Source organism: Pirellulales bacterium, from assembly GCA_036267355.1.
GTDB lineage: Bacteria > Planctomycetota > Planctomycetia > Pirellulales > DATAWG01 > DATAWG01.
Genome location: DATAWG010000113.1, coordinates 23,373 through 43,635, shown reverse-complemented (window position 1 = coordinate 43,635; position 20,263 = coordinate 23,373). Strand labels below are relative to the sequence as shown.

Annotated in this window: 14 protein-coding genes; 4 read left to right on the top strand and 10 right to left on the bottom strand. The window is 61.3% G+C overall.

Annotation, left to right across the window (positions count from 1 at the left end; all coding sequences use genetic code 11):
• Positions 1 to 87: 87 nt before the first annotated feature.
• Together VHX65_18070 and VHX65_18065 are read right to left on the bottom strand one after the other, a co-directional pair.
• A complete protein-coding gene (locus tag VHX65_18070) occupies positions 88 to 1,584 on the bottom strand; it encodes a GNAT family N-acetyltransferase (protein HEX4000464.1) in 1,497 nt (498 codons plus the stop codon).
• 7 nt (positions 1,585 to 1,591) lie between these two features.
• A complete protein-coding gene (locus tag VHX65_18065) occupies positions 1,592 to 2,857 on the bottom strand; it encodes a GNAT family N-acetyltransferase (GenBank protein HEX4000463.1) in 1,266 nt (421 codons plus the stop codon).
• 457 nt (positions 2,858 to 3,314) lie between these two features.
• Between VHX65_18065 and VHX65_18060 the strand changes: the two genes are divergently transcribed.
• Together VHX65_18060 and VHX65_18055 are read left to right on the top strand one after the other, a co-directional pair.
• Complete coding sequence (locus tag VHX65_18060) at positions 3,315 to 4,928, top strand: hypothetical protein (protein ID HEX4000462.1); 1,614 nt, start codon at positions 3,315 to 3,317, stop codon at positions 4,926 to 4,928.
• A 115-nt stretch (positions 4,929 to 5,043) separates the two neighbouring features.
• Positions 5,044 to 7,371: an FkbM family methyltransferase gene (locus VHX65_18055; GenBank protein HEX4000461.1), complete on the top strand. Its 2,328-nt coding sequence runs from the start codon at positions 5,044 to 5,046 to the stop codon at positions 7,369 to 7,371.
• Between the two features lie 15 nt (positions 7,372 to 7,386).
• Here the strand turns inward: VHX65_18055 and VHX65_18050 are convergent, their stop codons facing one another.
• The 4 genes from VHX65_18050 to VHX65_18035 form a co-directional block, all read right to left on the bottom strand.
• A complete protein-coding gene (locus tag VHX65_18050) occupies positions 7,387 to 7,839 on the bottom strand; it encodes a Uma2 family endonuclease (protein HEX4000460.1) in 453 nt (150 codons plus the stop codon).
• Positions 7,840 to 7,995 (bottom strand): hypothetical protein, encoded by a 156-nt coding sequence (locus VHX65_18045; protein ID HEX4000459.1) that lies wholly within the window; start codon positions 7,993 to 7,995, stop codon positions 7,840 to 7,842. It lies immediately after the preceding gene.
• A 43-nt stretch (positions 7,996 to 8,038) separates the two neighbouring features.
• A complete protein-coding gene (locus VHX65_18040) occupies positions 8,039 to 9,025 on the bottom strand; it encodes a zinc-dependent alcohol dehydrogenase family protein (protein ID HEX4000458.1) in 987 nt (328 codons plus the stop codon).
• A gap of 238 nt (positions 9,026 to 9,263) precedes the next feature.
• Positions 9,264 to 10,079: a hypothetical protein gene (locus VHX65_18035; GenBank protein HEX4000457.1), complete on the bottom strand. Its 816-nt coding sequence runs from the start codon at positions 10,077 to 10,079 to the stop codon at positions 9,264 to 9,266.
• A gap of 344 nt (positions 10,080 to 10,423) precedes the next feature.
• Here VHX65_18035 and VHX65_18030 point away from each other — a divergent pair, with 344 nt between their 5' ends.
• Together VHX65_18030 and VHX65_18025 are read left to right on the top strand one after the other, a co-directional pair.
• A complete protein-coding gene (locus VHX65_18030; protein ID HEX4000456.1) occupies positions 10,424 to 10,576 on the top strand; it encodes a DUF3309 family protein in 153 nt (50 codons plus the stop codon).
• Between the two features lie 67 nt (positions 10,577 to 10,643).
• The gene (locus VHX65_18025; protein HEX4000455.1) at positions 10,644 to 10,973 is read left to right on the top strand and encodes a Dabb family protein; all 330 of its coding nucleotides are present in this window, start codon (positions 10,644 to 10,646) and stop codon (positions 10,971 to 10,973) included.
• Positions 10,974 to 11,089: 116 nt separating this feature from the next.
• On the opposite strand, the gene VHX65_18020 is transcribed toward VHX65_18025, so the two are convergent.
• The 4 genes from VHX65_18020 to VHX65_18005 all read right to left on the bottom strand — a co-directional run bounded on the left by VHX65_18020 (position 11,090) and on the right by VHX65_18005 (position 20,257).
• Entirely contained in the window at positions 11,090 to 11,812 is a 723-nt protein-coding gene (locus tag VHX65_18020; protein HEX4000454.1) for a glycosyltransferase, read from the bottom strand.
• 271 nt (positions 11,813 to 12,083) lie between these two features.
• The gene (locus VHX65_18015; GenBank protein ID HEX4000453.1) at positions 12,084 to 12,563 is read right to left on the bottom strand and encodes a flagellar export chaperone FliS; all 480 of its coding nucleotides are present in this window, start codon (positions 12,561 to 12,563) and stop codon (positions 12,084 to 12,086) included.
• An 87-nt stretch (positions 12,564 to 12,650) separates the two neighbouring features.
• The gene (gene fliD / locus VHX65_18010; protein HEX4000452.1) at positions 12,651 to 16,196 is read right to left on the bottom strand and encodes a flagellar filament capping protein FliD; all 3,546 of its coding nucleotides are present in this window, start codon (positions 16,194 to 16,196) and stop codon (positions 12,651 to 12,653) included.
• 155 nt (positions 16,197 to 16,351) lie between these two features.
• Positions 16,352 to 20,257 carry a tetratricopeptide repeat protein gene (locus tag VHX65_18005; GenBank protein ID HEX4000451.1) on the bottom strand — a complete coding sequence of 1,302 codons (3,906 nt, stop codon included), beginning with the start codon at positions 20,255 to 20,257 and terminating at the stop codon, positions 16,352 to 16,354.
• Positions 20,258 to 20,263: the final 6 nt, after the last annotated feature.

The following is a 20,263-nucleotide window of genomic DNA, read 5'->3' as shown; positions in this document are numbered from 1 at the left end:
GTGAACTACGCATGGCGCATTGCCGGCAGACCGCGCTTGCCAGCGTCACACGCCGCCAAAACCAGGAATTTATTCCGGACGGAAATCTTAGGTTTGTTCGGTTTTAGGTGTTGTCGCTTTTCGCCGCGAGTTCCATTCCTTGATCCCTTTGCCCCATTTTCGCAGTTGCTGCCGCCCGAGCCACGCTTGGTAGCGAAGCCCTGCGAGGCGGCGGCGAGCGATGATGCGAGTTTCCAGGGTCGCAAAGGGCCGCGCGCCCCAGGAGCACTTGTACGCTTCGTCACCCCGCAAAAAATCGAACCAGCGGCATCCTTCGTCGATGGCCCGCCGCAGCGAACCGATCATTGCCAGCCAGCCTGGATGATCGGCAGTGGCGTCCGGCTCGACGCCCGTCGAGTAGTAATAAACCGTACGGCCGTCAATAAAGTCGTATTCGGCCCCGACCGGTCGGCGGTCGAGTTCGGTCCACAGCAAACGTAGCTTGCCCTGGGCGCACAAGCGGCGGCTTACTTCCGCATGGAAATCGGCAAATTGCCGCGACGAATAGCAACCGGGCTGCCCAAGGCTTTGGCGGCGGCGCTGGTGCATGTCGACAAACATCGCGAAGGCGTCGTCCAAATCGGCGATGTTTTCAACCCAGCGGGTGCGAGCACGGCGCGTGTCGAAATATTTTCGCGTTAGTTGCCGGAGCCGCTCGCGCCGCGATTTCGACAATTGCTGCACGAATTCGTCCCACGTGGACGGCAATTCGCGCCGCCAGCATGGCATTCCCGGCCGGCGATCCACCATGTGCCCGCAGTCGGCAAAGTCTTCCGCCAGCGCAGCGGTCGCCGGATCGTCGGCCGCTACGGCCGAGAGCAGCAGCATGTCCCAATCGCGCGCCCCTTCGTGGCCGAGCCATTGCGATATCGCGATGGCAACCTCCGTTTCGCAACCAGGCTTCGCGAGAATCGTCTGGTATTCGGAGCAGACCTCTCCGGAACCGAGAAATTGAATCACCCGCCCCGCCATCGGCGATCGGGAGAGATACCACGGAGCGATGCCGACGACCTGTCCGGCGGTGTCTTCGACTTTGAGCAAATAGGTCTGCCAGCCGGGCGATTGGTAGTGCCGCCACCACGCTGCAAGCCACTCCAACGATCGAAATGGAACCGATCCGGCGAGGGAATTCCACACGTCGGCCAATGCGGCGAATTCGTCGTGCGGAGCCGGGGTTGCGCCGCGGCTTCTCTCGACCCGCCCGACTCGCAGCGTCAGCGCCCCTTCCACCTGCGCGAGCGATGCAAACGGTCGAATTGCAGAAAACGGGGAAAACGCAGGCGACGGGCGATCCGTCGGGGCCCCGCTCGACGACTCATTAGCGTCCGCGGCGCCCGCCTCTTTTTCCTTGGCAGTCGCTGGAAGGGGGGCGTCCATCGACCTTATTTCCTTCTGCACTTGCGACCCCGGAATTGGCGGCGCGACCGCGCGCGCCGTCTCGCCCGGCCGCTCGAGATAGGCGGGTAGATAGGCGGGCGACGCCGGCCCGGCGAAATCCGGCAGCGGCCAAGGCGAGCCGCCAATCTGCGAATCGACACCGGCCATGGCGCGTCTACTCCTGAATCAAGTGCTTGGTTCGTTGCCAGCCGGAGCGAAGCTGGTTGATCACCGTGTGGCCAGCCGCCCAGATTCCTTGCCGAATCCGAGGTCCGATCCGCGGCGGAACGATGCGCACTTCGAGCATCCCCCGCGGAGCCGCACGCCAATGCGATTTGTACGGTTCGTCCCCCCGAAGAAAATCGAATTCGCGGTCGCCGCGCTCGATTGCCCGGCGAATCGTCGCCAGGTGCGACAAATGCCCCGGCTGAAACCCAAGCGCCCCCGGGGCAATGCCCGATTGATACGCATAAACAATTCCGTTGCCGGCCAGATGGTATTCGGCCGCCACAGCCCGGCCGTCGATCTCCAGCCAACTCATGAGCAGCGCGTCGAACGCCAGCATCCGCCAAGCCACCTCGCGATGAAATTTCAGAAACCGCTCGGAGGCAAAACACCCAGGCCAACCGCGCCCGTTCCATCGGCTCTGATGCAGCCGAACCAACACCGCTAGCGCTTGTTCGAGTTGGTCGGGGCCATGAACCCAATGCATTCGCGCGCGGCCGCTGCGGAAGAAGTCGCGGTCCAATCGCCGCAACTGCTTGCGGTGCGATTTCGACATCAGCGACAAATATTCTTCCCAGCTAGAAGGCAACTCGATTCGCCAGCAACTCATTCCCGGTCGCCGATGCACCGCGCTGCCTTGCCTCGCCAACTGAACCAAGAGTCGCTCAACGGCCAAATCGTCGGCGGCAACGCCCGAAAGCTTAAGCACATCCCAACGCTCCGCCGACGGCTGGCCATGATCGTCGTGCTGCTCTGCTCGTGTGCTGGCGGCCAGCCAATTAGCCAGACCGCGGGCGACGATTTCTTCCTTGCCGTCGACACAAAGCAGACTCAGATATTCGGAACAAACTTCGCCGGTCCCCAAGAACCGCAAGACCCGACCCTGCGAAGCGGATCGCTCGATGTACCAGGGGGCCAGGCCAAGCAACGTTCGCTGGGCATCGAACACGGCCAACACGAAAAGCTCCCGCGACGTGCGTGCCTGGCCGGATTCACCATAGTGCCGCCACCAACTTTCGAGCCACTCCCAGCGGCGGAAAGGCACCACGCGCGCCATCGCGTTCCATTGGCTGATGCACGGCTGCACTTCGGCCAGGCTCGATAGCCGCACCACCCGCGCCGGCAGATCGGCCCCGCCGGCGCCGCGCGCTGGCGGCGGCATATCCGCGGCCTGATCTAGCGCGTGAGTCGCCGATTGTGTTGTCGGCAGTTTCATCGGGTTGCTCGTTTGACGATGCACGGCGAGCGGCACCGCGCTGCTTGCGCACGGCGATCCGCATGGAAATACGACTCTCCATGACAACTCTCCCTCACAGACCGGGCGAAAGCAAATTCACCCAAGCGGCCGGGAATGGAATCGACGTGGGCGCGCCGCAACGCGATGTTGCTTTTTCGCAACATGCGGCGGCGTGTCTCCGGTGCGCCCCTCGATTTCGCGCCGAACGGCCGCGGCGGGCGAAGTTCGTCGCCAGCCGCAGGTTGGGTCGAACCGTGCCGTTTGGATGCCGAGCGTTTGGCGGCGGCGGCATTTGCTTTGCAAATCGTGCGATCTTCGCTCCGGCACGCAAATCGTCCGGTAGGTTTTGACTGATCGGGTGCGCGTGCTTGGGTCGGGCACATGCGGTCGCTGCGCTTATCAAATATTCCCGGATTTTCCACGAGGGCTCTCAACCATGCCACCGATTCATTCACCCGGTCCGTCGCCGCGCGATGTGGTCAAGCTGTTGCTTCAGTATCCGCTTCGCTGGATCGTGCCGGCGGTGCTTGTGGCCGCCGTGGCAGTGGCATACGCCAAGATTCGGCCGGCGGTTTGGGAAGCATCGCAAGCCTTGATGGTCCGCGACGAGGCGATCGGCGGCGATCATCTCGGGCGCTTCCATGTCGCGGAAGACATGAAAACCGTGCAGGAAACGATCGTCGAATTGGCCAAGAGCCACTCGGTCGTGTCAACAGCGCTTTCGATCGTCGGTCCGCCCGCCGGCAGGAAGAACCAAGCCCCTTGGCCGTCCGAGGAAGAAGTCGCCGGTCTCGTGGGTTCGATGAAGCTCAGTCCGCCGAAAGGGGCCGAGTTTGGCAAGACCGAGGTGTTCTACCTCCAAGTTCAAAGCACGGATCGCAAACGGGCCGTCGCCTTAGCTTCTGCATTGTGCGACCAGCTCAAGAAGCGATTCGAGGACCTGCGCGACGCCAAAGCACACAGCCTCGTCGAAGAACTCGACAAAACCGTCGCGATCTCACAGAACGATCTCGAAGCCGCCACGATCAAGCTCGCCCGAATGGATGCGAAAGCCGGCAGTGATCTTGGTGAACTGCGAACGATGCTCGACACACCCACCGGCGACAGCCCGCTCCGCCATTCGATCACCGAAATGGAAGTTGAATTGCGCGCGGCACGAATTGCGGTGGAATCGAATCAATCGCTGCTCAAGCTACTGGAGGCCGCGAGACACGATCCGCACGCCTTGGCGGCAACGCCTTCGCGACTGCTCGATTCGCAGCCCGAACTCAAGCGCTTGAAGGATGGGCTGGTCGATGCCGAATTGCATACATCGCAACTCGTCGGGTCGATGTCGGACACGCATCCGCTGGTGGTCAACGCCAAAGCGGCCGAAACGGCAATCGGCGAACAACTTCATGATGAGTTGGAAGGCGCCACGCAGGGGATCGAGGTGGAGTTGAGTCTGGCCACGCAGCGCGAGACCGCGCTGGAATCGCAGATCGCCGACGCGCGCAAGCGGCTCGATCATCTTGCCGACATCCGTGCCGACTATGCGAATGCCGCCGCCGAAGTTCACCTTCGCACCGATACGCTCAAAACCGCCGAAGGACAGTTGGCCGAGGCGCGGGCCAGCCAAGCCGCGGCTCACACGGCTAGTTTGCTCAGCCGCATCGACACGCCCGACACCGGCGCCTATCCGATCGGCCCGAGCCGCAGCGTGATTGCCGCAGGTGGTGCAGTCGGCGGATTGATTATCGGCTTGGGACTACTGTTCCTGACCGTCCCGCCGCTAGCGCCGCGCTCGGCGGATCCGCTGGTCCATGAAATCAAGCAAAACGGTCATCCCCCGATCGATGCCGAAGAGGCTCGATCCGTTGGCGAAACTCAGTTGCCCGGCAGCTTTCCACCGCAGAGCAAGGCGTCTAGCAACGGCGCAAAGCTCGTCCAGCCCGCGACCAATGGCGGCTCGGCCGATAGCGGTGTCGAGCTACACGGCGATGTCGAAACGAATGGCCTATCGTTCCGGCAAGCGTTGACCAAATTGCAATCGTCGCAAGAGACGCACTAAACCGCGAACCTGGCCGGGTGAGAACGGCCAAGCCCAAGGTGTGCCACTGGTTCCGCCAGTGTTCCGGCACCAAATCAAGCGCGCGGACTAGCTTAATCCCACGGCCGATACCACGATGGAATTGCTCGAGCTCATCGCCGCCGCGGCCATCTCCGTATGGCTGGTGTACTTCGCGCTGCGGGGTTCGCTCGTGGCTGGCTGCCTCGGTTTTTGCCTCGCCACCTGCTGCTTGGGCTATCCATTTTGGCAGTCGAGCATCGGACCATTGCCACTGACGATCGATCGGCTGGTCATCGTGTTGCTGGCGGGCGTTTATGTCGCCCAGCGCGCCCTTGGCCGCACCGATCCAAAACCGCTGGCCTTCGCGGATAAGCTCCTGTTGATCTTTCTGACCGTGCTCACGGTGAGTTGCTTCACGCATCGATGGCGAGATTTGCCGCCCACCGAGGTGTCGCCGCTGTGGCGACTAATGGTCGGCTATTGGTTTCCCGCACTCATCTATTGGGTCGTCCGGCAATCGCGGCTCGGGGCTCGCCAGATCGGCACGGCCCATGGGATGCTCGCCTTTTTTGGGCTTTATCTCGCCGCGACTGGATTGCTCGAAGCCGCCCATCAATGGGCCTTCGTTTTCCCGCGTTACATCGCGGATCCCACTGTCGGCTTGCACTACGGCCGGGCCCGCGGGCCGATGGTCCAAGCGGTCAGCTACGGCCTTTGCCTGGGCATCACCATGCTGGCCGGTTTCGTTTGGCGCTATCGTTGGAATCGGATCGGGCAATTGTTTTGGTTCGCCGTCGTGCCGCTGCAACTGACGGCGATCTATTTCAGTTACACGCGGAGCATTTGGATCGGCACATCGCTGGCAATCTTCGTGTTCCTGTGGTTGACGCTCCGCGGCGTGTGGCGAACGGCGATCGTCGGCGGCTTGGCAGCGATCATGCTCCTCGCCGCCGTGATGAATCTCGACAAGCTCACCGATTTGCAGCGCGAGGGAAGCGCCACGGAGGCGGCCGACTCGGCCACGATGCGAGAATCGTTTGCCTACGTTTCGTGGCAAATGTTTTGGGATCGCCCGATCTGGGGCTGCGGCTTCGGCCACTTTTACGACGAAAAACTTCCCTACCTGAGCGACCGCCGCACGCCGCTGAAGCTCGAAGAGATTCGCGACTACGTCCATCACAACACCTACCTCAGCCTGCTGACCGAAACCGGCCTCATCGGATTGAGCTTGTTTCTCGCTGTGCTCGCTTGCTGGATTCGGCTCGGCTGGCGGCTCGCGCGCGATGGCCTGCCGCCGTGGGTCCGGGCGCACGGCATTCTGCTGCTCGCCGCATTGGCGACGTATTGCACGCAGATGATGTTTCACGAAGTGAGCTACACGTCGATCGACAACTCGATCGTTTTCCTTTTGGCCGGCTTGGCGAGCGGACTGGCGCCGGTCGCGGCGGGCAAACGGCAGATTTCGACGCAACGTGAATCCCTTGCTAGCGCGGCGGGCTCCGAGTCCCGGGGCCAGATGTCGATGACGGCGAAATTGGATCCGGTGAAAGAGGTTGCCGAGCCAACGCCGCGCGATCGTCGCGCCGTCCGATCATCGCCGCTGCTGCTCGGGGCGCGTTCATTGATCCAATCGCTGCTGCGCCGCCAGCCCGGTTTGTACGCACTTGCCCGCCGGGCCTACGGCCAGCTCACCTTTCGCCTGCGAATCCCGCACGAGCCCGATTTCCACATCTTCGCAGCGCTCGAGGGAACCCGCGGATTGTTTCTCGACGTAGGGGCCAACTCCGGGCAATCGGCCCGGTCGTTGCGCATGTTCAATCGCTCGCTCGATATCTTGTCGTTCGAGCCGAATCGCCTGCTGGAGTCCGATCTGAGGTTTACTCGTCGGCTGTTGGGCCGCACATTCCGCTACCGCATGCACGGCCTGGGCAGCACGAATCGGCGCACGACGCTCTACGTGCCCACGGTCGGACCGACGCCGCATACCCCTTGGGCCACTGCCGATCGGCAACTGTTGGAGCGCAGTCGGCCATCGATCGAGCGCGAATTGGGGCGCCCATTTAATATCACGGAAGTGCCGATTGAAATCTGCCGCGGCGACGACCTGCGATTCCGCCCGGTCGTGATCAAGATCGACGTCGAAGGTTTGGAACTCGACGTGCTGCAAGGCCTCGAAGCCACGCTCGACCGGAGCGAGCCGCTACTGATGATCGAGCGCAACATTGGCTCCGGCACCGTCGCCGCATGGCTCGAAGCCCGCGGCTATCAGCTTTTTGTTTACAATCCGGCGACCAACCGACTGCAATATCCGGAAACCGCCCCCGCCCCGACCAATTTCATCGCTTGCACCGCCGGATGGCTCGCGCGCTTCCCGCAGGTGTCTGGTTTGATCGGCACGCCAAGAGCCGAAATTCCCGCGGCAACAAATGTGGCGTCAAACTGAAGAGCTGAAGCCGATCTACACCGCTGTCTGATCCGGCGGCAATCGATTCGGCGGCAATCGACTCGGACCTGCGAATAGCGCCGTCACGTCCAATTGTGATTCTGGCACGGCGATCGGCGCAACCGTGGCTCCCGGGCCGAATGATTGGATGCTAAAATAACGGCCATCGCGCGGATCGCGATGCACTTCGACCGTGCGGTCGACGAGATTCACGATCCAGTAGTCGAGTATGCGAGCGGCAGCATAGAGCTGGGCCTTTTCGCCGCGGTCGAAGTCGAGACTGCCTTCTGCCACTTCGATCAGCAAGAGAACTTCGTCGGCCGTCGGATGGTGCGGGCCATAATCCTGCGCGGCTGCCCAAACGATGTCGGGCTCCGGTTCGCTATCTTGGTCGAGGAATGCGACCGGATTCTGAACTCGAATCCAAACCGACGCTCGAGGCGTCGCGGCGAAGCTCCAGGCGTTCAGCTAATCGACGGCCATCGCGTGCTCCGAACCGATTGGGTTCATCAGGCGCAATTCTCCCCAAATCAGTTCGATCCGGCGCTTGTTCTTCCCGTCGAAAACGCCGGTGGCGACGATCCTCTCGTATTCGGGAACGGAAAGCCTGGCAAGTGTGCTCATCATGTTCCATTTATATGCCGCGTGCGATTGTCGAGCGATACGCTTACTCCACGACGAGCACGGCGGCTCCGTGGACTTTCCCTGCGCGAAGCGCGGCGAGGGCTTCGTTGGCGCTTGAGAGCGGAAAAGGCTGGGTTTCGATTCGGAGCGGAATTTCGCCGGCGATTTTCATGAATTCGACGCCGTCTTGGCGCGTCAGATTGGCGACGGAGCGGACCATCCGTTCTCCCCAAAGAATCTCGTAGGGAAACGAGGGAATGTCGCTCATGTGGATGCCCGCGCAGACCACGATGCCCCCTTTACGCACAGCGCGCAATGCGGTTGGAACCAGCGGTCCGACTGGGGCGAAAATAATCGCCGCATCGAGCTCCACCGGCGGCAATTGATCCGATGGGCCGGCCCAAACAGCGCCGAGTTGCCGGGCAAAATTCTCGCCTGCACGGTCGCCCGGGCGCACGAAGGCATACACTTCGCGCTTCTGAAATGCGGCCACTTGCGCGACGATGTGGCCAGCCGCCCCGAAGCCATAAAAGCCAAGCTTGCGTCCGTCGCCAGCCAGCCGTAGCGAGCGATAACCGATCAGGCCGGCGCACAATAGCGGCGCTGCTTCGACATCGCTAAATCGCTCGGGAATCGGGAAGCAATAGCGGGCATCGGACAGAACGTAGTCGGCGTAGCCCCCATCCAATTGATAGCCAGTAAAGCGTGCATTGTCGCAAAGATTTTCTTTTCCGGCGCGGCAATAGGGGCATTGGCCACAGGTCCATCCGAGCCAGGGCACCCCGACTCGCGCCCCAACCGAAAACCCTTGCACGCCATCGCCAATTGCTTCGACAATGCCGACCACCTCATGACCCGGAACGAGCGGGAACTTCGGCTGCGTCAGTTCGCCGTCGACGACGTGCAAATCGGTGCGGCAAACGCCGCAGGCGCGGACACGGATGAGCAGCTTGCCCGGCGAACTGGTGGGCGTCGCAACGTCGGCAAACCGCAACGGTTGCCGCGGCTGTTCGAGCAGCATGGCTTTCATGCGCGGCCCTCTTGCGGTTGCGAAAACGGAGGTGAGCGGTCGCAAAACCGATTAGGATGACTGCTGAATCAACTGGCGGAGCGATTTGGTCCGCCGTCCTCGCTAACGCTTCGGGCTAGTGTGTTCTTGTCGTCCAGGCCATTTTGTGCGGGCACAGTCCACTCTAGCCGCAGCGTCAGCGAGGGGAACAGCCACCACGCATTCGCCTTGCCGATTCGTCAACCAATCCTACGCCCGCTCAAGGCTTTTGAAACAACTTCGCGTCGAGCTGCTTTTCGAACAGTTTTTGCGCCAGGATCACGCAGTCGGCCACTTTCGTGCCGTCCCAAAGCTGTTCGAATTTGAACGGCTGCTTCGTGCCTTGAACTTCGCGATAGTCGGAATAGATGATTTCCTGATCGTGTTCGGTTGCCGTGTCTTCGTCGGCATCTTTGATCTTGCATTGCAGCTTGGCCAGCAAGTGGGTGTCTTTATCGAAATACATTTTCAGATCGGGGTGTTTGTCGCGGCGCACGAGGATGCCGACGGCCGTGTGGCCCGCCACCTCCGTGTCGGGGATCGACGTCAGGCGATAGACTTTCGCCTTCAAAGGCACGAGCATTGTCGCGAAGTTTTCATAGATCACGTCGTGCTCGGCAGCGATCGACTGGGCGCTCAGACCGCTGGCCTCGTCTTCATCGTCTTTGTCCCAGCCTTGCTTGCCATTGACGACCTCGATATCGGACACTTGGCCATCCTCATCGAGCGACACAGTGCGGATCTTGTCGGGCGCGATGTACATTTCGTAGGCGAAGGGCGCTTTGGCGTCGCCATCGTAGGACGTGCCCTTCATCTTGAAATACAGGCCGACGACCTTCGCGAGTTTCTCTTCGCCGCCTTGGGCCTTGATCGCAGTATCCAGGATGGCGGCTGGATCGGAGCTCGCATCAGAGCTTGCCTCGGCAGTCGACTTGCCACGCGATGGGTCGGTCGGCTTCGCGGCCGGCTCGTCGGCCCTTGCGATTCCGCCGAGAAGCACGGCCAGCAAGGCCACGGATGCGAGGAACTTGGTCATGACGGTCTCTCCCAATAATGCGCGTGTTTTGCGTTTTCGGCCGATCCGCCGAGCTCCGCGCTATGGTACGGCCCAGCCGGGGCGGTTGCAACGGAGCGGGGCGAATCGGATTCCGCGAACCGTTGTTGAGCGGTGAACGCAAGGCGGGCGACCAGTGTGGAGAGTCGCCAACCGTGGCGAGCAAATAGAACTTGACCAATTAGGCAAGTCGAGAGGTAACGCCGGCCGGTCAAGCAGTAACCAAGGGCAAAACGCGACAAAACTTCGCAGTCGAACAAACGGCACGCGAGATGCACTGCTCGAATGCCCAACACAGCTTCTTTCTCTTGATCGGGAGGCTCTTTATGGGTCTGCTTCTGTTGATCGTGTTGGTGCTGCTGTTGGTGGGCTCGGTTCCAGTTTGGCCGTATAGCCACAATTGGGGCTACTATCCCGGCGGCGGGATCGGCTTGGTGCTGTTGATCGTTCTGTTGCTTGTTTTGTTCGGGCGGATATGATCGTGGGCTTGCCGCCCCGTGGCGGCAAGAACTGGCCCGGATCATTTAACCCACGAGCGAAGCGACCATGGCAACGGTGAGCGGCGGACCGAGATTGGCCCATATCGTGTTCTTTGCCCTCAAAGACTCATCGGCCGCGGCTCGGCAACAGCTCGCCGACGCCTGTCAGAGATACCTCACCGGTCATCCGGGCGAGGTGTCGTTTTCGGTGGGCACGCCCGCGGATCTTGCCCGCGACGTGAACGATCGCGATTTCGACGTCGCGCTGCACATCGTCTTTGAAACGCGCGCCGCTCACGACGCCTATCAAACGGCGCCGCGGCACCTGAAATTCATCGATGAATGCAAAGCCAACTGGAAGAAAGTTCGCGTGTTCGACTCGAACTTAGTCGGCTAGGTGGTGGCTGCATTACGTGTTTTCCACGCGCGAAACCGCAAGCGAGCTTCTTCCCACGCGGCATGGAGGCTCGCTTGCGGTTTCGCGCGTCGCCGCTGCGGCTTAAGCCGTCGAACCTAACGGTTCACCGGCGCCATGGTGGCTGCCGCAATGGGCGACAGGCTGACATGCGGCACCGGCGGGCTGCGGCGGGCGATCGTTCGCATTTCATCACGATAGCGACACCACACGCCGGCAAACGGATGGTCGCAATATTCTTTGAACCACGGACCGCCATTGGTGTAGTGGATTAATTTCGTCGAATCGTCCATCGTGTCGAGAACGTTCCAGGTTCGCGGCAGCTCGCCGATTTGGGCGTCGGAAATGTCTTGAAACCGATGCAGATAGGCGCCGGTTTTTGATTCGACGACTTCTTTCGTCCACAGCTTCAGCTTGCCGCAATCCATCAGCATCATGCTCGACCAATTTTTCCGCGGATAGCTCGTTTGCGGGCAGCCATACATCTTCACGCTGTTGGTTGGCTGATAGTCGTGCTGAACGACGCGCAATGCATACGGGCCCATGTCGAGGTCGGCGATTTCGCGCACATCGCCCAGGCACAGCATGTCGTTATCAAGAAACAGGGCTTTGCCGTGGAAGTTGCACAGATGCGGCACAAGGAACCGGCTATAGGTGAACTCGGTCGAGGCGAGCGGATCATGCTGGCGCTTCAAACCCAGTTCGTCGAGCTTCAGGTAGCGAATTTCCAGTTGGATCGAAGAATGCTTGACGAGGCTGTAGCTGAGCACATCAGCCGGCTCGGGAAAGCGAGAATCCCATCCGATGAAAATCCGCAGCATGGCATTGATTCCTTGCGAGGGACGAAAGGATTGGCGAGGTGAGTCGGTTTGCGAAAAGAGCGCAACCAAGGGGAGCTAGACATGCGTGGCGTCGCAACGGCACGGCCCGTTCGAAAATCGCGGCGCTACAGATGTATTTTCGGAGCCACTAGCCAGCCCGATTTAGAAAAAAGAACCAATCAGGCGGATTGCGGAAAATTTGAGGGCCCGGCATGCGGGTGGTAGCACGCCTGCACGTGGACCGAATTGCGAGGGCCCCCGCGCCAAATACTTACGCCTCGAATGAGATGCCGCTGGCAAACTCGCCGTGCAGTTCTCGTGCTTCCTCAGACAACGCCGCGTGAGGGCCACGCAGCGATTCTTCCGTATCAATTCGCAAATCGAGCTGCTCGCACACCTGCCGCCATGTTTCACGTTCGATTTCCAACACGGCCAGCACGTCGGCAAGCCCGCTTCGATCGCGCCTGCGTTGCACGGTCACCAGCGTGCGATGGACGAACTCGTAGACCGCGAGAATGCGTTGCACCAAGGGAGATTCGTGATTCGGCACCAAGCCGGCGATCAATTGGGCAACAATCGCCTGACAATAAATTACCGAACGGGAGACGGCTTCGGTGCGTTCGCCGGTCCACAGCGATTGCGCCCGGCTGGCCGAGCGGATGGCGGCATCGATCAGCATGAGTTGCAATTTCTGCGGTGAGGCAGTGAGCACTTCGGTCGAGAGATATTCGTCGTTGGCAGCGGGAGTCATCTGGGTTGCCCTTCTTCGTGCGATCAACAAAAGCCCGAGAAATGTTCCTCCGGGCGACGATCCTACACCTCAAACCTTCAGCCTGTTTTAGCCGAATCCACTACCGATGTTGTTGCTGAGATCACTCAGGTCGCTGCTGAGGGTGTCGCCGGAGGTGCTATCAAGGGACTGCGTTGCATCGCCGCCGCCGATCGTGGCGAACGGCTGAATCGAAGAAATCGCGCTCAAATTGCTCTGCAATTGCTCTACCGTGAGTTCCATCTGGTCGAACTGTGCGGTGAGTTCATTTTGCTCGACCGTGAGTTGAGCGTTCATCTGCGTGATTTGCGTTTGATTGTCGGTAATCTCCGTGTTCAGCGCGCTGGCGGAGTTGGTCAACAGCGAATTCGTGGGACCGGATAATTGCGCCAGTGCGGTCTGGAATTGCGCCGAAAGGCCGGTATTTGCCGTGGCAAGAAACTGCTGCACCGCCTGCGAATCGGAGGCCAGCAAATTGCTCAGCGTCGTGCTATTGAGCGACAGCGAGCCATCCTGGTTGACTGTGATTCCCAAGTCGGCAAGCGATTGGACCTGACTGCCGGTGTTGCCCGCCAGTTGCCCGGAAATCAGATTCGAAAGCGCGGTTTGCACTTGCAGCACGGCCGTGTTGCCCTCGAGCACGGCGCCGGTGTCGGTGGTCGTGTTATACGCCGTGGCCGAACTGATATTCGAGATGATCGAGTTATAGCCGGTGACAACCGATTGAATCGCCGTTGCCAGCGACGAAGGATCCTGCGCGACGGTGAGTGAAACCGGAGTGGTCGACGTGCCGGTGAGCGTCAAATTGGCGCCGGCGAGCACATTGCTGAATGTGTCGGTGGGCGACGATGCGACGAAGCCCGAGTTGCCCGACCCCACCAGCAGCAGGGCATCTTGCCCGGCGGTCGTTTGCGTCAGCGAGATGGGCGAATTCGAGGTGTCGAATTGCAGGTTGCCGGCGGTTCCGCCCTGATCTGCAGTGAACACGAGGCGATAGGGATTGATCTCCGATCCGGTGTTCACCTCCGACGCCTGGACGCCCGCATTCGCGCTGTTGATCTTGCTGATCAACGTTTGCAGCGTGTCGGACGAGGTGATGTTGACCGTTTCGGTGGTCGAGCCATTGATGATTTGCGTGGACTGGCCGCCGATTGTGGCGGTGGTCGGAGTATTCGTCAGGTGCAGGTCCGCGGCGGTCGTGGTGCCGCCGGCGGTGACCGAGAGCGTGCCGCTGCCGTGAGCCGTATCGACGAGCTCGATGCCATCGCCGGCCGAATTGATTTTGGCCGTCACGCCGACATTGGCTTGATTGATGGCGTTAATGACGTCGCCGATGGTGTTGAACGAGCTGCTGACGTTGATCGTGGCGGACTGGCCGTTGGTGCCGGTGATGGTAAATGAACCTTGGGCGACTCCGCCGCCGCCGTTGTACGAGGCGAGCGTTGTATTCTCGCTGACGCTTTGCAAATGCAGATCGCCGCTGTTGACGCTGCTTTCCGCGGCGTTGACCGCGATGCCCAGGGCTTCGGCGGTGTCGCTGGAATCGGCGTCGGCGACGATCAAGTTGCGCGCCGTCGAACCCGTGGTGTCGGTAAGCTGGATGCCGTTACCGGCCTGATTGACGCTGGCCGTGATGCCGACGCCGGCGCCGGCAGCGGCGGTGTTGATGTCGTTGATCACGTCGTCGACGCTCAGCGCGCTCGAGAGATTGACGGCCGTGCTGTTTCCGGCGCGGTCGGTGATGTCGATTGATCCCAGCGTGCCGACGCCATTGCCGCCATTGAGGTTGCTCAAGAGCGTGCCGCTCAGACCGGCGAACAAGGGATTGCCGCTGATCGTGTTGCCCGAGGCGGAAGCATTTAGGCCGAGCCCCTCGACGGCTTGCGATCCGTTGATGTCGGAGATTGAAAACGCGCCGCTGCCGCCGCTATTGTCGATGAGCTGGATGCCCTGGCCGTTCGACGAGATCTGAGCCGAGAGTTTGCCCGGATCGGCCGAATTGAAGGCGTTCAGAATGTCGCCGATCGTGGTCGGAGCGTCGGAGGCCACCGGCTCGACGATCTCGCCGCCGTCGGTGGTGGCGGTGTCGCTGGTGCTGATCAGGCCTGAGCCGTCGTCGCCGGACGGGAGCGATGCGGTGAACAACTGGCTGATCGATGAATTCTTCGCCAGTGCATTTACGATGTCGCTGGCGGTCGTCTGGCCCTGGGCGATCTGAAATACGAGTTTTGGGCTGCTGGGGTCGCTCGTGTCGTAGGCGACGGTCTCATTGCCGGCGGTGATCGACGGATTGTCTTCGAATTCGACCTGCACCCCGTCGTAGTTCGGGCCGCCGCTCACGGCCGTGAATTGCAACGCCGCATCGGAGCCGTTGGCGGCGTCGGTGGTGGCGGTGGCCTTAGGGCCGGCCGTCAGACCGACGTCGGAAATCGTGACCAACCCGGTGCCGTTGCCGCCTGACGCAGTGGTGGCCGAGAACAATGCCGACGCAGTGGGGCTTGCGTTGAGCGCGTTGATGAGGTCGTTGGCGGTCGTCTGGCCTTGATCGATATCGAAGGTGAGCGTTTTGGTCGTCGAATCGTAATTGGCCGTTTCATTGCCCGGAGTGATCGACGAATTATCCACGAAATTGATCGTCACGCCCGTCAGATTGCTGCCGGCTTGCTTGGCGGTGAAGAGCAGGCTGGCGTTGACGCCGTTGGCGGCATCGGTAGTCGCGGTACCAAAGGTGCCGGTCGTAGCCTGTTGGTGGAGTGTCACGTCGACCGTGCTGCCATCGCTCAATTGGACCTGAACGTCGGGCAGATACGAATCGAATTGCACTCCGTTGCCGGAGTTCAATTCGCTGGTCGGCAGGCCGTCGAACAGGCTGAGGATATTCGAGCCTTCGACGGTCGACGACGACGAATTGATATTTGCCAGCCCGAGCGACGCGGCGGTGGTTCCACCGGCGACCTCGCTGATCTGCAGATTATTGGCGCTCGAGCCACTGACATCGGACAATTGCAAATGGTCTCCGTTGACGCTGGCGACGACCTGCAAGCCGGAGGCCGAATTGATCGCATTCACCACGTCGCCGATCGTCTGAGCGCTCGAAAGATTGATCGTGTCGCTGACGCCGTTGCGGCCGGTGATTTCGATTGAGCCCGGCGAAATGCCTTGTCCGCCATTCAATAGATCGACGCTCACCGGTTGATCGATCGTCGGGCCGTAGCGGAACGAGAGCGAACCGGCTCCGAGCGCCGTGTTGTCGCTCGCCAGGCCGCTGCTTTCCAACTGCTGGGCCTGGGCTTGTTGCAGGGCCGTGTATTCGAAATTGCCGAGTGCGGGCGTCGCCGTCGAATTGGGATTCGTCGCGGCAGTCAGGACCGAGGAATTGCTGCTCGTGATATTGGTTTGCGAGTAAAGCGAACTTTGCCCGAGCGCGTTGGTGCTCACCTCCAACGACGAGAGCAGTGCTTGCAACTGCTCGATCGCGGTCTCTTGATTCTGATACGTCGTATCCTGATTCTGCAGCGCCGTCACGGGCTCCTGGTTCAAGGCCATGAGCTTCTGCACGGTCGCCGCAATCGGAAAGCCGGTTACGAGGCCGACGCTGGATTGAATTTGCGACATAGGGTGGAGAATGACGAATGACGAAGTTCGAATGACCAAAGAATGACGAAGCACGAACGACGAAACGGGCGACGGCGAGCGTCGTCAGGCATTCGTCATACAGTCATTCCTTCGGGATTCGTCATTCGGGATTCGTCATTTTCAAAGGTTCTTTGTCACTGACCAACGGTAGGCTTCGGTTCCGCCGGGCGCTGGCGCCAGTGCGGCGGCGCCACGCTTCGCATCGGCTGTTCTTCGGCCGGCGAGTCCCATCGCTTGAGCAATTCTTCGCGCAGACGTTCCATCGGATTATTCAGGCCGGTTGAACCGTCGGCCTGCGTTGCGGCGCCTTCGGCCGCAGCACTTTCTGACGCGGCACTTTCGGCCGCGGAAAGCAAACGAACACTGGGATACCACAGCGTCGCGTCGCCCTGGGCGAGCCATCGCCACCCGTCCGCCTGTCGCACGACCGCCCACGCGGGCGCGCCCAGGCTGCCGGCCAAGTGTGTCGGCAGGCTATCGGCCGAGATCACCAGGTCGAGTGCCGCAATTCGCGCTGCCATGTCGTCGAGGTCGTATTGCCCTTGCGCCGCCGGCCAATCGTGGATTGCGATATCCAATTCGCCTTCCAATGCGATCCGTTCGGCCTTTGCGGCAGCCCCATCTTGCAGATTGATCCATTGCACGCGATTGGCGATCGCCCCGCTCCATTCCACGAGCGACCGCCACTGGGCCAGATCGATGCCAAGCTGCTGGCCGATCACGTGCTGTTTTGTCTTTCCATTTACGGCTGCGCGCCCCAGAAGGCTATTTCCGCCATCGTGCCAGGCCAAGCCGACTTTGAGTCCTTCGCCGGTCGTCGCGTAGCGTTGCTTCCACAATGCGACCCGAGCGGCGTCGGCGACAAGGAAATGATGCGGTTTCGGGAAGCTCGATGCCGACGTGCGCAAATACAGCGGCAAACTTCCGGCCGGAATTTGCACATTGCATCGCACACCTGCCGGGAGTTGCCACTGCCCCTCGCCGCCGCGCACGAGCGGATATACACGCGCCGTCGGAAACGATCGCCGGAAAAGCCGCTCGAGCCGCGGATCGCAGAGAAGGAGGCACCCGGCCGCCTGCGCCATCACCTCTTCGTAGCAACTTGCAAACATCACCTCGTCGGCCGGCGATTGTTCGCCGTGGATGAGAATCGTGCGGCCGGCGAGCGAATCGCCCGTCCAGCGTGGCAGCCCGAACGCATTTTGCCCGGCCGATTGTCCGTTCCGCCCGCGCCATTCGAATTCCAGCCAGCCAGCCGCCAGCCGACCCGCTTGCAACAGCACCAGCCCATGGTTGAAATGCGCTTCGGCATGATCGGGTCGAAGCTGCAAAGCACGATCGAATGAGCGCAGTGCCTCGGCCGTGTGCCCTTGTTCGCGTTCGACGACGCCGAACGAATTCAGCAGATTCGCGTCGTTGGGTTTGAGGGCCACCGCCCGGCGCAGCAGTTCGGCCGCCGCGGCCAAATTCCCTTGCTCTCGCCGCACGAGCGCCAATCGCAACAACGGCCCTTCCGCTCGCGGATCGAGCGCCGCGGCTTGCTCGAGCGCCGTCGCCGCGTCGGCCATTCGGCCTTGCGCCTCGAGCGACTTGGCAAGTTGAAAATAGGATTCGGCTCGACCAGGCGCCGCTCCGATCGCTTTACGGAAGCTCTCTTCGGCGTCGGCGTAGCAATGATCTTCGAGGTACGCCAGGCCCATCGCCTCGAGCGCGCCGATCGAATCACTGTCGAGCCGCAACGCTTGTCGAAAGCAATCAATCGCCTCGTCAATGAGGCAACTGGCCGCCAATGCGCGGCCGAGTTCAATCAGCGCGTCGTGGTTCTGCGGATCGAACGCCACGACGTTTCGCAAATGCGCGGCGGCCTCTTCGTTGCGTCCGGCCTGCCGCAACACGCGGCCGATCTGCAATTGTGCCCCCAAATGCGATGGATCGAGATCGAGGGCCCGTTGATAGCCCGACACGGCTTCGTCCAACCGGCCGGCATCGAGCAGGGCATCGGCCAGATGAAGATGATTGTCCGCCGCCGGCTCGGCGACCGCCAGCGCGCGGCGAAAGCAGCGAATCGCCAATTCGCTGTGGTGCGTTTTCCGTGCGACAATCCCCAAGCCGCACAGCGCTTTCACATGCCGCGGCGCCAATTGCAACACCTCCCGATAGCAACCTTCCGCGCGAGCCAGATCGCCCAACTGCTCGGCGATCCGTCCATCGATAATCAATTGATCGACCACCGCCAGAATCTCGTGCCCGACCAATTCCGTCGCCTCCAACCAACGTTCGCCGCGACGATCATCTTGGTCTGTACCATTCGCATCATCGTGCCGCGCAGCATCGCAGTTCGCTTGCGATTTCGCGCATCGCTCTACCGCATCCCGCCATTGTTCCACCGCCGCCGCTTCCACATCGCCGAGGGCCGACTCCCGCACCAACCTCACCACCGCACTTTCCCCTTCCGAGCTCGCGACGCCCCGCAGCAGCCGCGCAATTCGCTCGAGCACCGGCTTCCATTCGCAGCGTTGATCTTGCCGAAACAATCGGACCCCGCAATACCACGGGCTGACATCGCCATCGGCCATCCAGCGCCACGACGGCAGCGCCGGCAGCAGCGTCCAGGCCGGGGTGCCCACCGCGCCGGCCATATGCACGGTTGCGTTGCCGACGGAAATCACGAGATCCAGGGCCGAGATTTTCGCCACATAGCTGTCCACATCCACGAGCGGATCGCCCTCTTCCCAATCGTGGATCTCGATGCCGAACCGGCTTCGCGCCGTGGCCAGATCGGCAATCGCGTCGCCGTATTGCAAATTGACGAATCGCACGCCGGGCGTTTGGAGCAATTCTCCCCATCGCTCGAGCGGGATCGATCGCTTGCGGCGTTCGGTCGGTTTGCCGCCGGCACGCCAGGAGATGCCGACTTTCAACTCGCCTCCGACGGCGGCGAATCGCTCGCGCCACATCGCTTCAAGCGATGGCTCGACCACCAGGAATCGCTTCCGCCGCGGAAAGTCTTGGCGGCTTTTGCGGAAGAAGAGCGGTAAGCTGCCGGCCGGAATTTGCACGTCGATCGGCTCCGGCAGCGCCGGCGCCGACCAATCCGCGCGCCGCACGTGCGGATACACTTTCGCCTCCGGAAACGAGCGGGCAAACAACCGCTCCAATCGCGGATCGCACACCAACACGCAGCGCCCGGGGACTGGCTCAATTTGCGATGCCCCGTAAGCAAATTGTGCCTGTCCCCCTGACGTCGCCCTCGCCCCTCGCCCCTCGCCCGTCGCCCCTGCTCCCCTTGCCATCGCGATCACATCCGGGAAGCAGGAAGCGAACAAAATTTCGTCGCCGATTCCTTGCTCGGCGTGCACGCAAATCGTTCGTCCCGCCAGCGGCGAACCGTCCCAGCGCGGCTCGGCAAAGCGATCGAGCATCACCTCCTCCGCTTCTTGCCGGCACTCGAACAGCGGCCAGCCTTCGCGATAGTTGCCCAAGAGCAAATGGCAAATTCCCAGATTCCAAAGCGTCTTCGGATGGTCGGGGCGAAAATGATGGGCCAACTCATAGCTCTTGATCGCCTCTTCGATCGAGCCCAATTCGCGATGCGAATTTGCCAGATTGTAGTGGGCGAGGGCATAGTCGGGCTTGATTTTGAGCGTTTTCAGGGCCCAATCGCGCGCTTCGGCAAAGCGCTCCTGCTGCTCCATGATTGCGCTGATATTGAGATACGCGGCATACATGTTCGGATCTAGCTCGATCGCCCGCAGATAGGCTGCATAGGCTTCGCGCGAACGGTTCATTGCGAACAGCGTAACGCCCAATTCGAAGTGGAGCGCGGCCAGACGATCGGCCTGCCGCACCGCCTCCTGGCAATATTCGACCGCCCGCTCGAACTCGTTCCGCTCGCGCGCGATGGCGCCCATGATTCGCAGGGCGTTGACATTTTTCGGCTCGATTGCGAAGATTTCGCGGCACGTCGCTTCGGCTGCCGGAAGATCGAGCGCGTTCAACCGATCGATGGCTTGTTGCACCTTTTCAGCGACGCGTTTCATCAATTC

Excerpts from the sequence above, each read along its gene's own strand:
- VHX65_18025 (HEX4000455.1), top strand. The coding sequence starts at position 10,644 with ATGGCAACGGTGAGCGGCGGACCGAGATTGGCCCATATCGTGTTCTTT.
- VHX65_18005 (HEX4000451.1), bottom strand. The coding sequence starts at position 20,257 with ATGAAACGCGTCGCTGAAAAGGTGCAACAAGCCATCGATCGGTTGAAC.
- VHX65_18070 (HEX4000464.1), bottom strand. The coding sequence starts at position 1,584 with ATGGCCGGTGTCGATTCGCAGATTGGCGGCTCGCCTTGGCCGCTGCCG.
- fliD (HEX4000452.1), bottom strand. The coding sequence starts at position 16,196 with ATGTCGCAAATTCAATCCAGCGTCGGCCTCGTAACCGGCTTTCCGATT.
- VHX65_18020 (HEX4000454.1), bottom strand. The coding sequence starts at position 11,812 with ATGCTGCGGATTTTCATCGGATGGGATTCTCGCTTTCCCGAGCCGGCT.
- VHX65_18060 (HEX4000462.1), top strand. The coding sequence starts at position 3,315 with ATGCCACCGATTCATTCACCCGGTCCGTCGCCGCGCGATGTGGTCAAG.
- VHX65_18015 (HEX4000453.1), bottom strand. The coding sequence starts at position 12,563 with ATGACTCCCGCTGCCAACGACGAATATCTCTCGACCGAAGTGCTCACT.
- VHX65_18035 (HEX4000457.1), bottom strand. The coding sequence starts at position 10,079 with ATGACCAAGTTCCTCGCATCCGTGGCCTTGCTGGCCGTGCTTCTCGGC.
- VHX65_18045 (HEX4000459.1), bottom strand. The coding sequence starts at position 7,995 with ATGAGCACACTTGCCAGGCTTTCCGTTCCCGAATACGAGAGGATCGTC.
- VHX65_18040 (HEX4000458.1), bottom strand. The coding sequence starts at position 9,025 with ATGAAAGCCATGCTGCTCGAACAGCCGCGGCAACCGTTGCGGTTTGCC.
- VHX65_18055 (HEX4000461.1), top strand. The coding sequence starts at position 5,044 with ATGGAATTGCTCGAGCTCATCGCCGCCGCGGCCATCTCCGTATGGCTG.
- VHX65_18065 (HEX4000463.1), bottom strand. The coding sequence starts at position 2,857 with ATGAAACTGCCGACAACACAATCGGCGACTCACGCGCTAGATCAGGCC.
- VHX65_18030 (HEX4000456.1), top strand. The coding sequence starts at position 10,424 with ATGGGTCTGCTTCTGTTGATCGTGTTGGTGCTGCTGTTGGTGGGCTCG.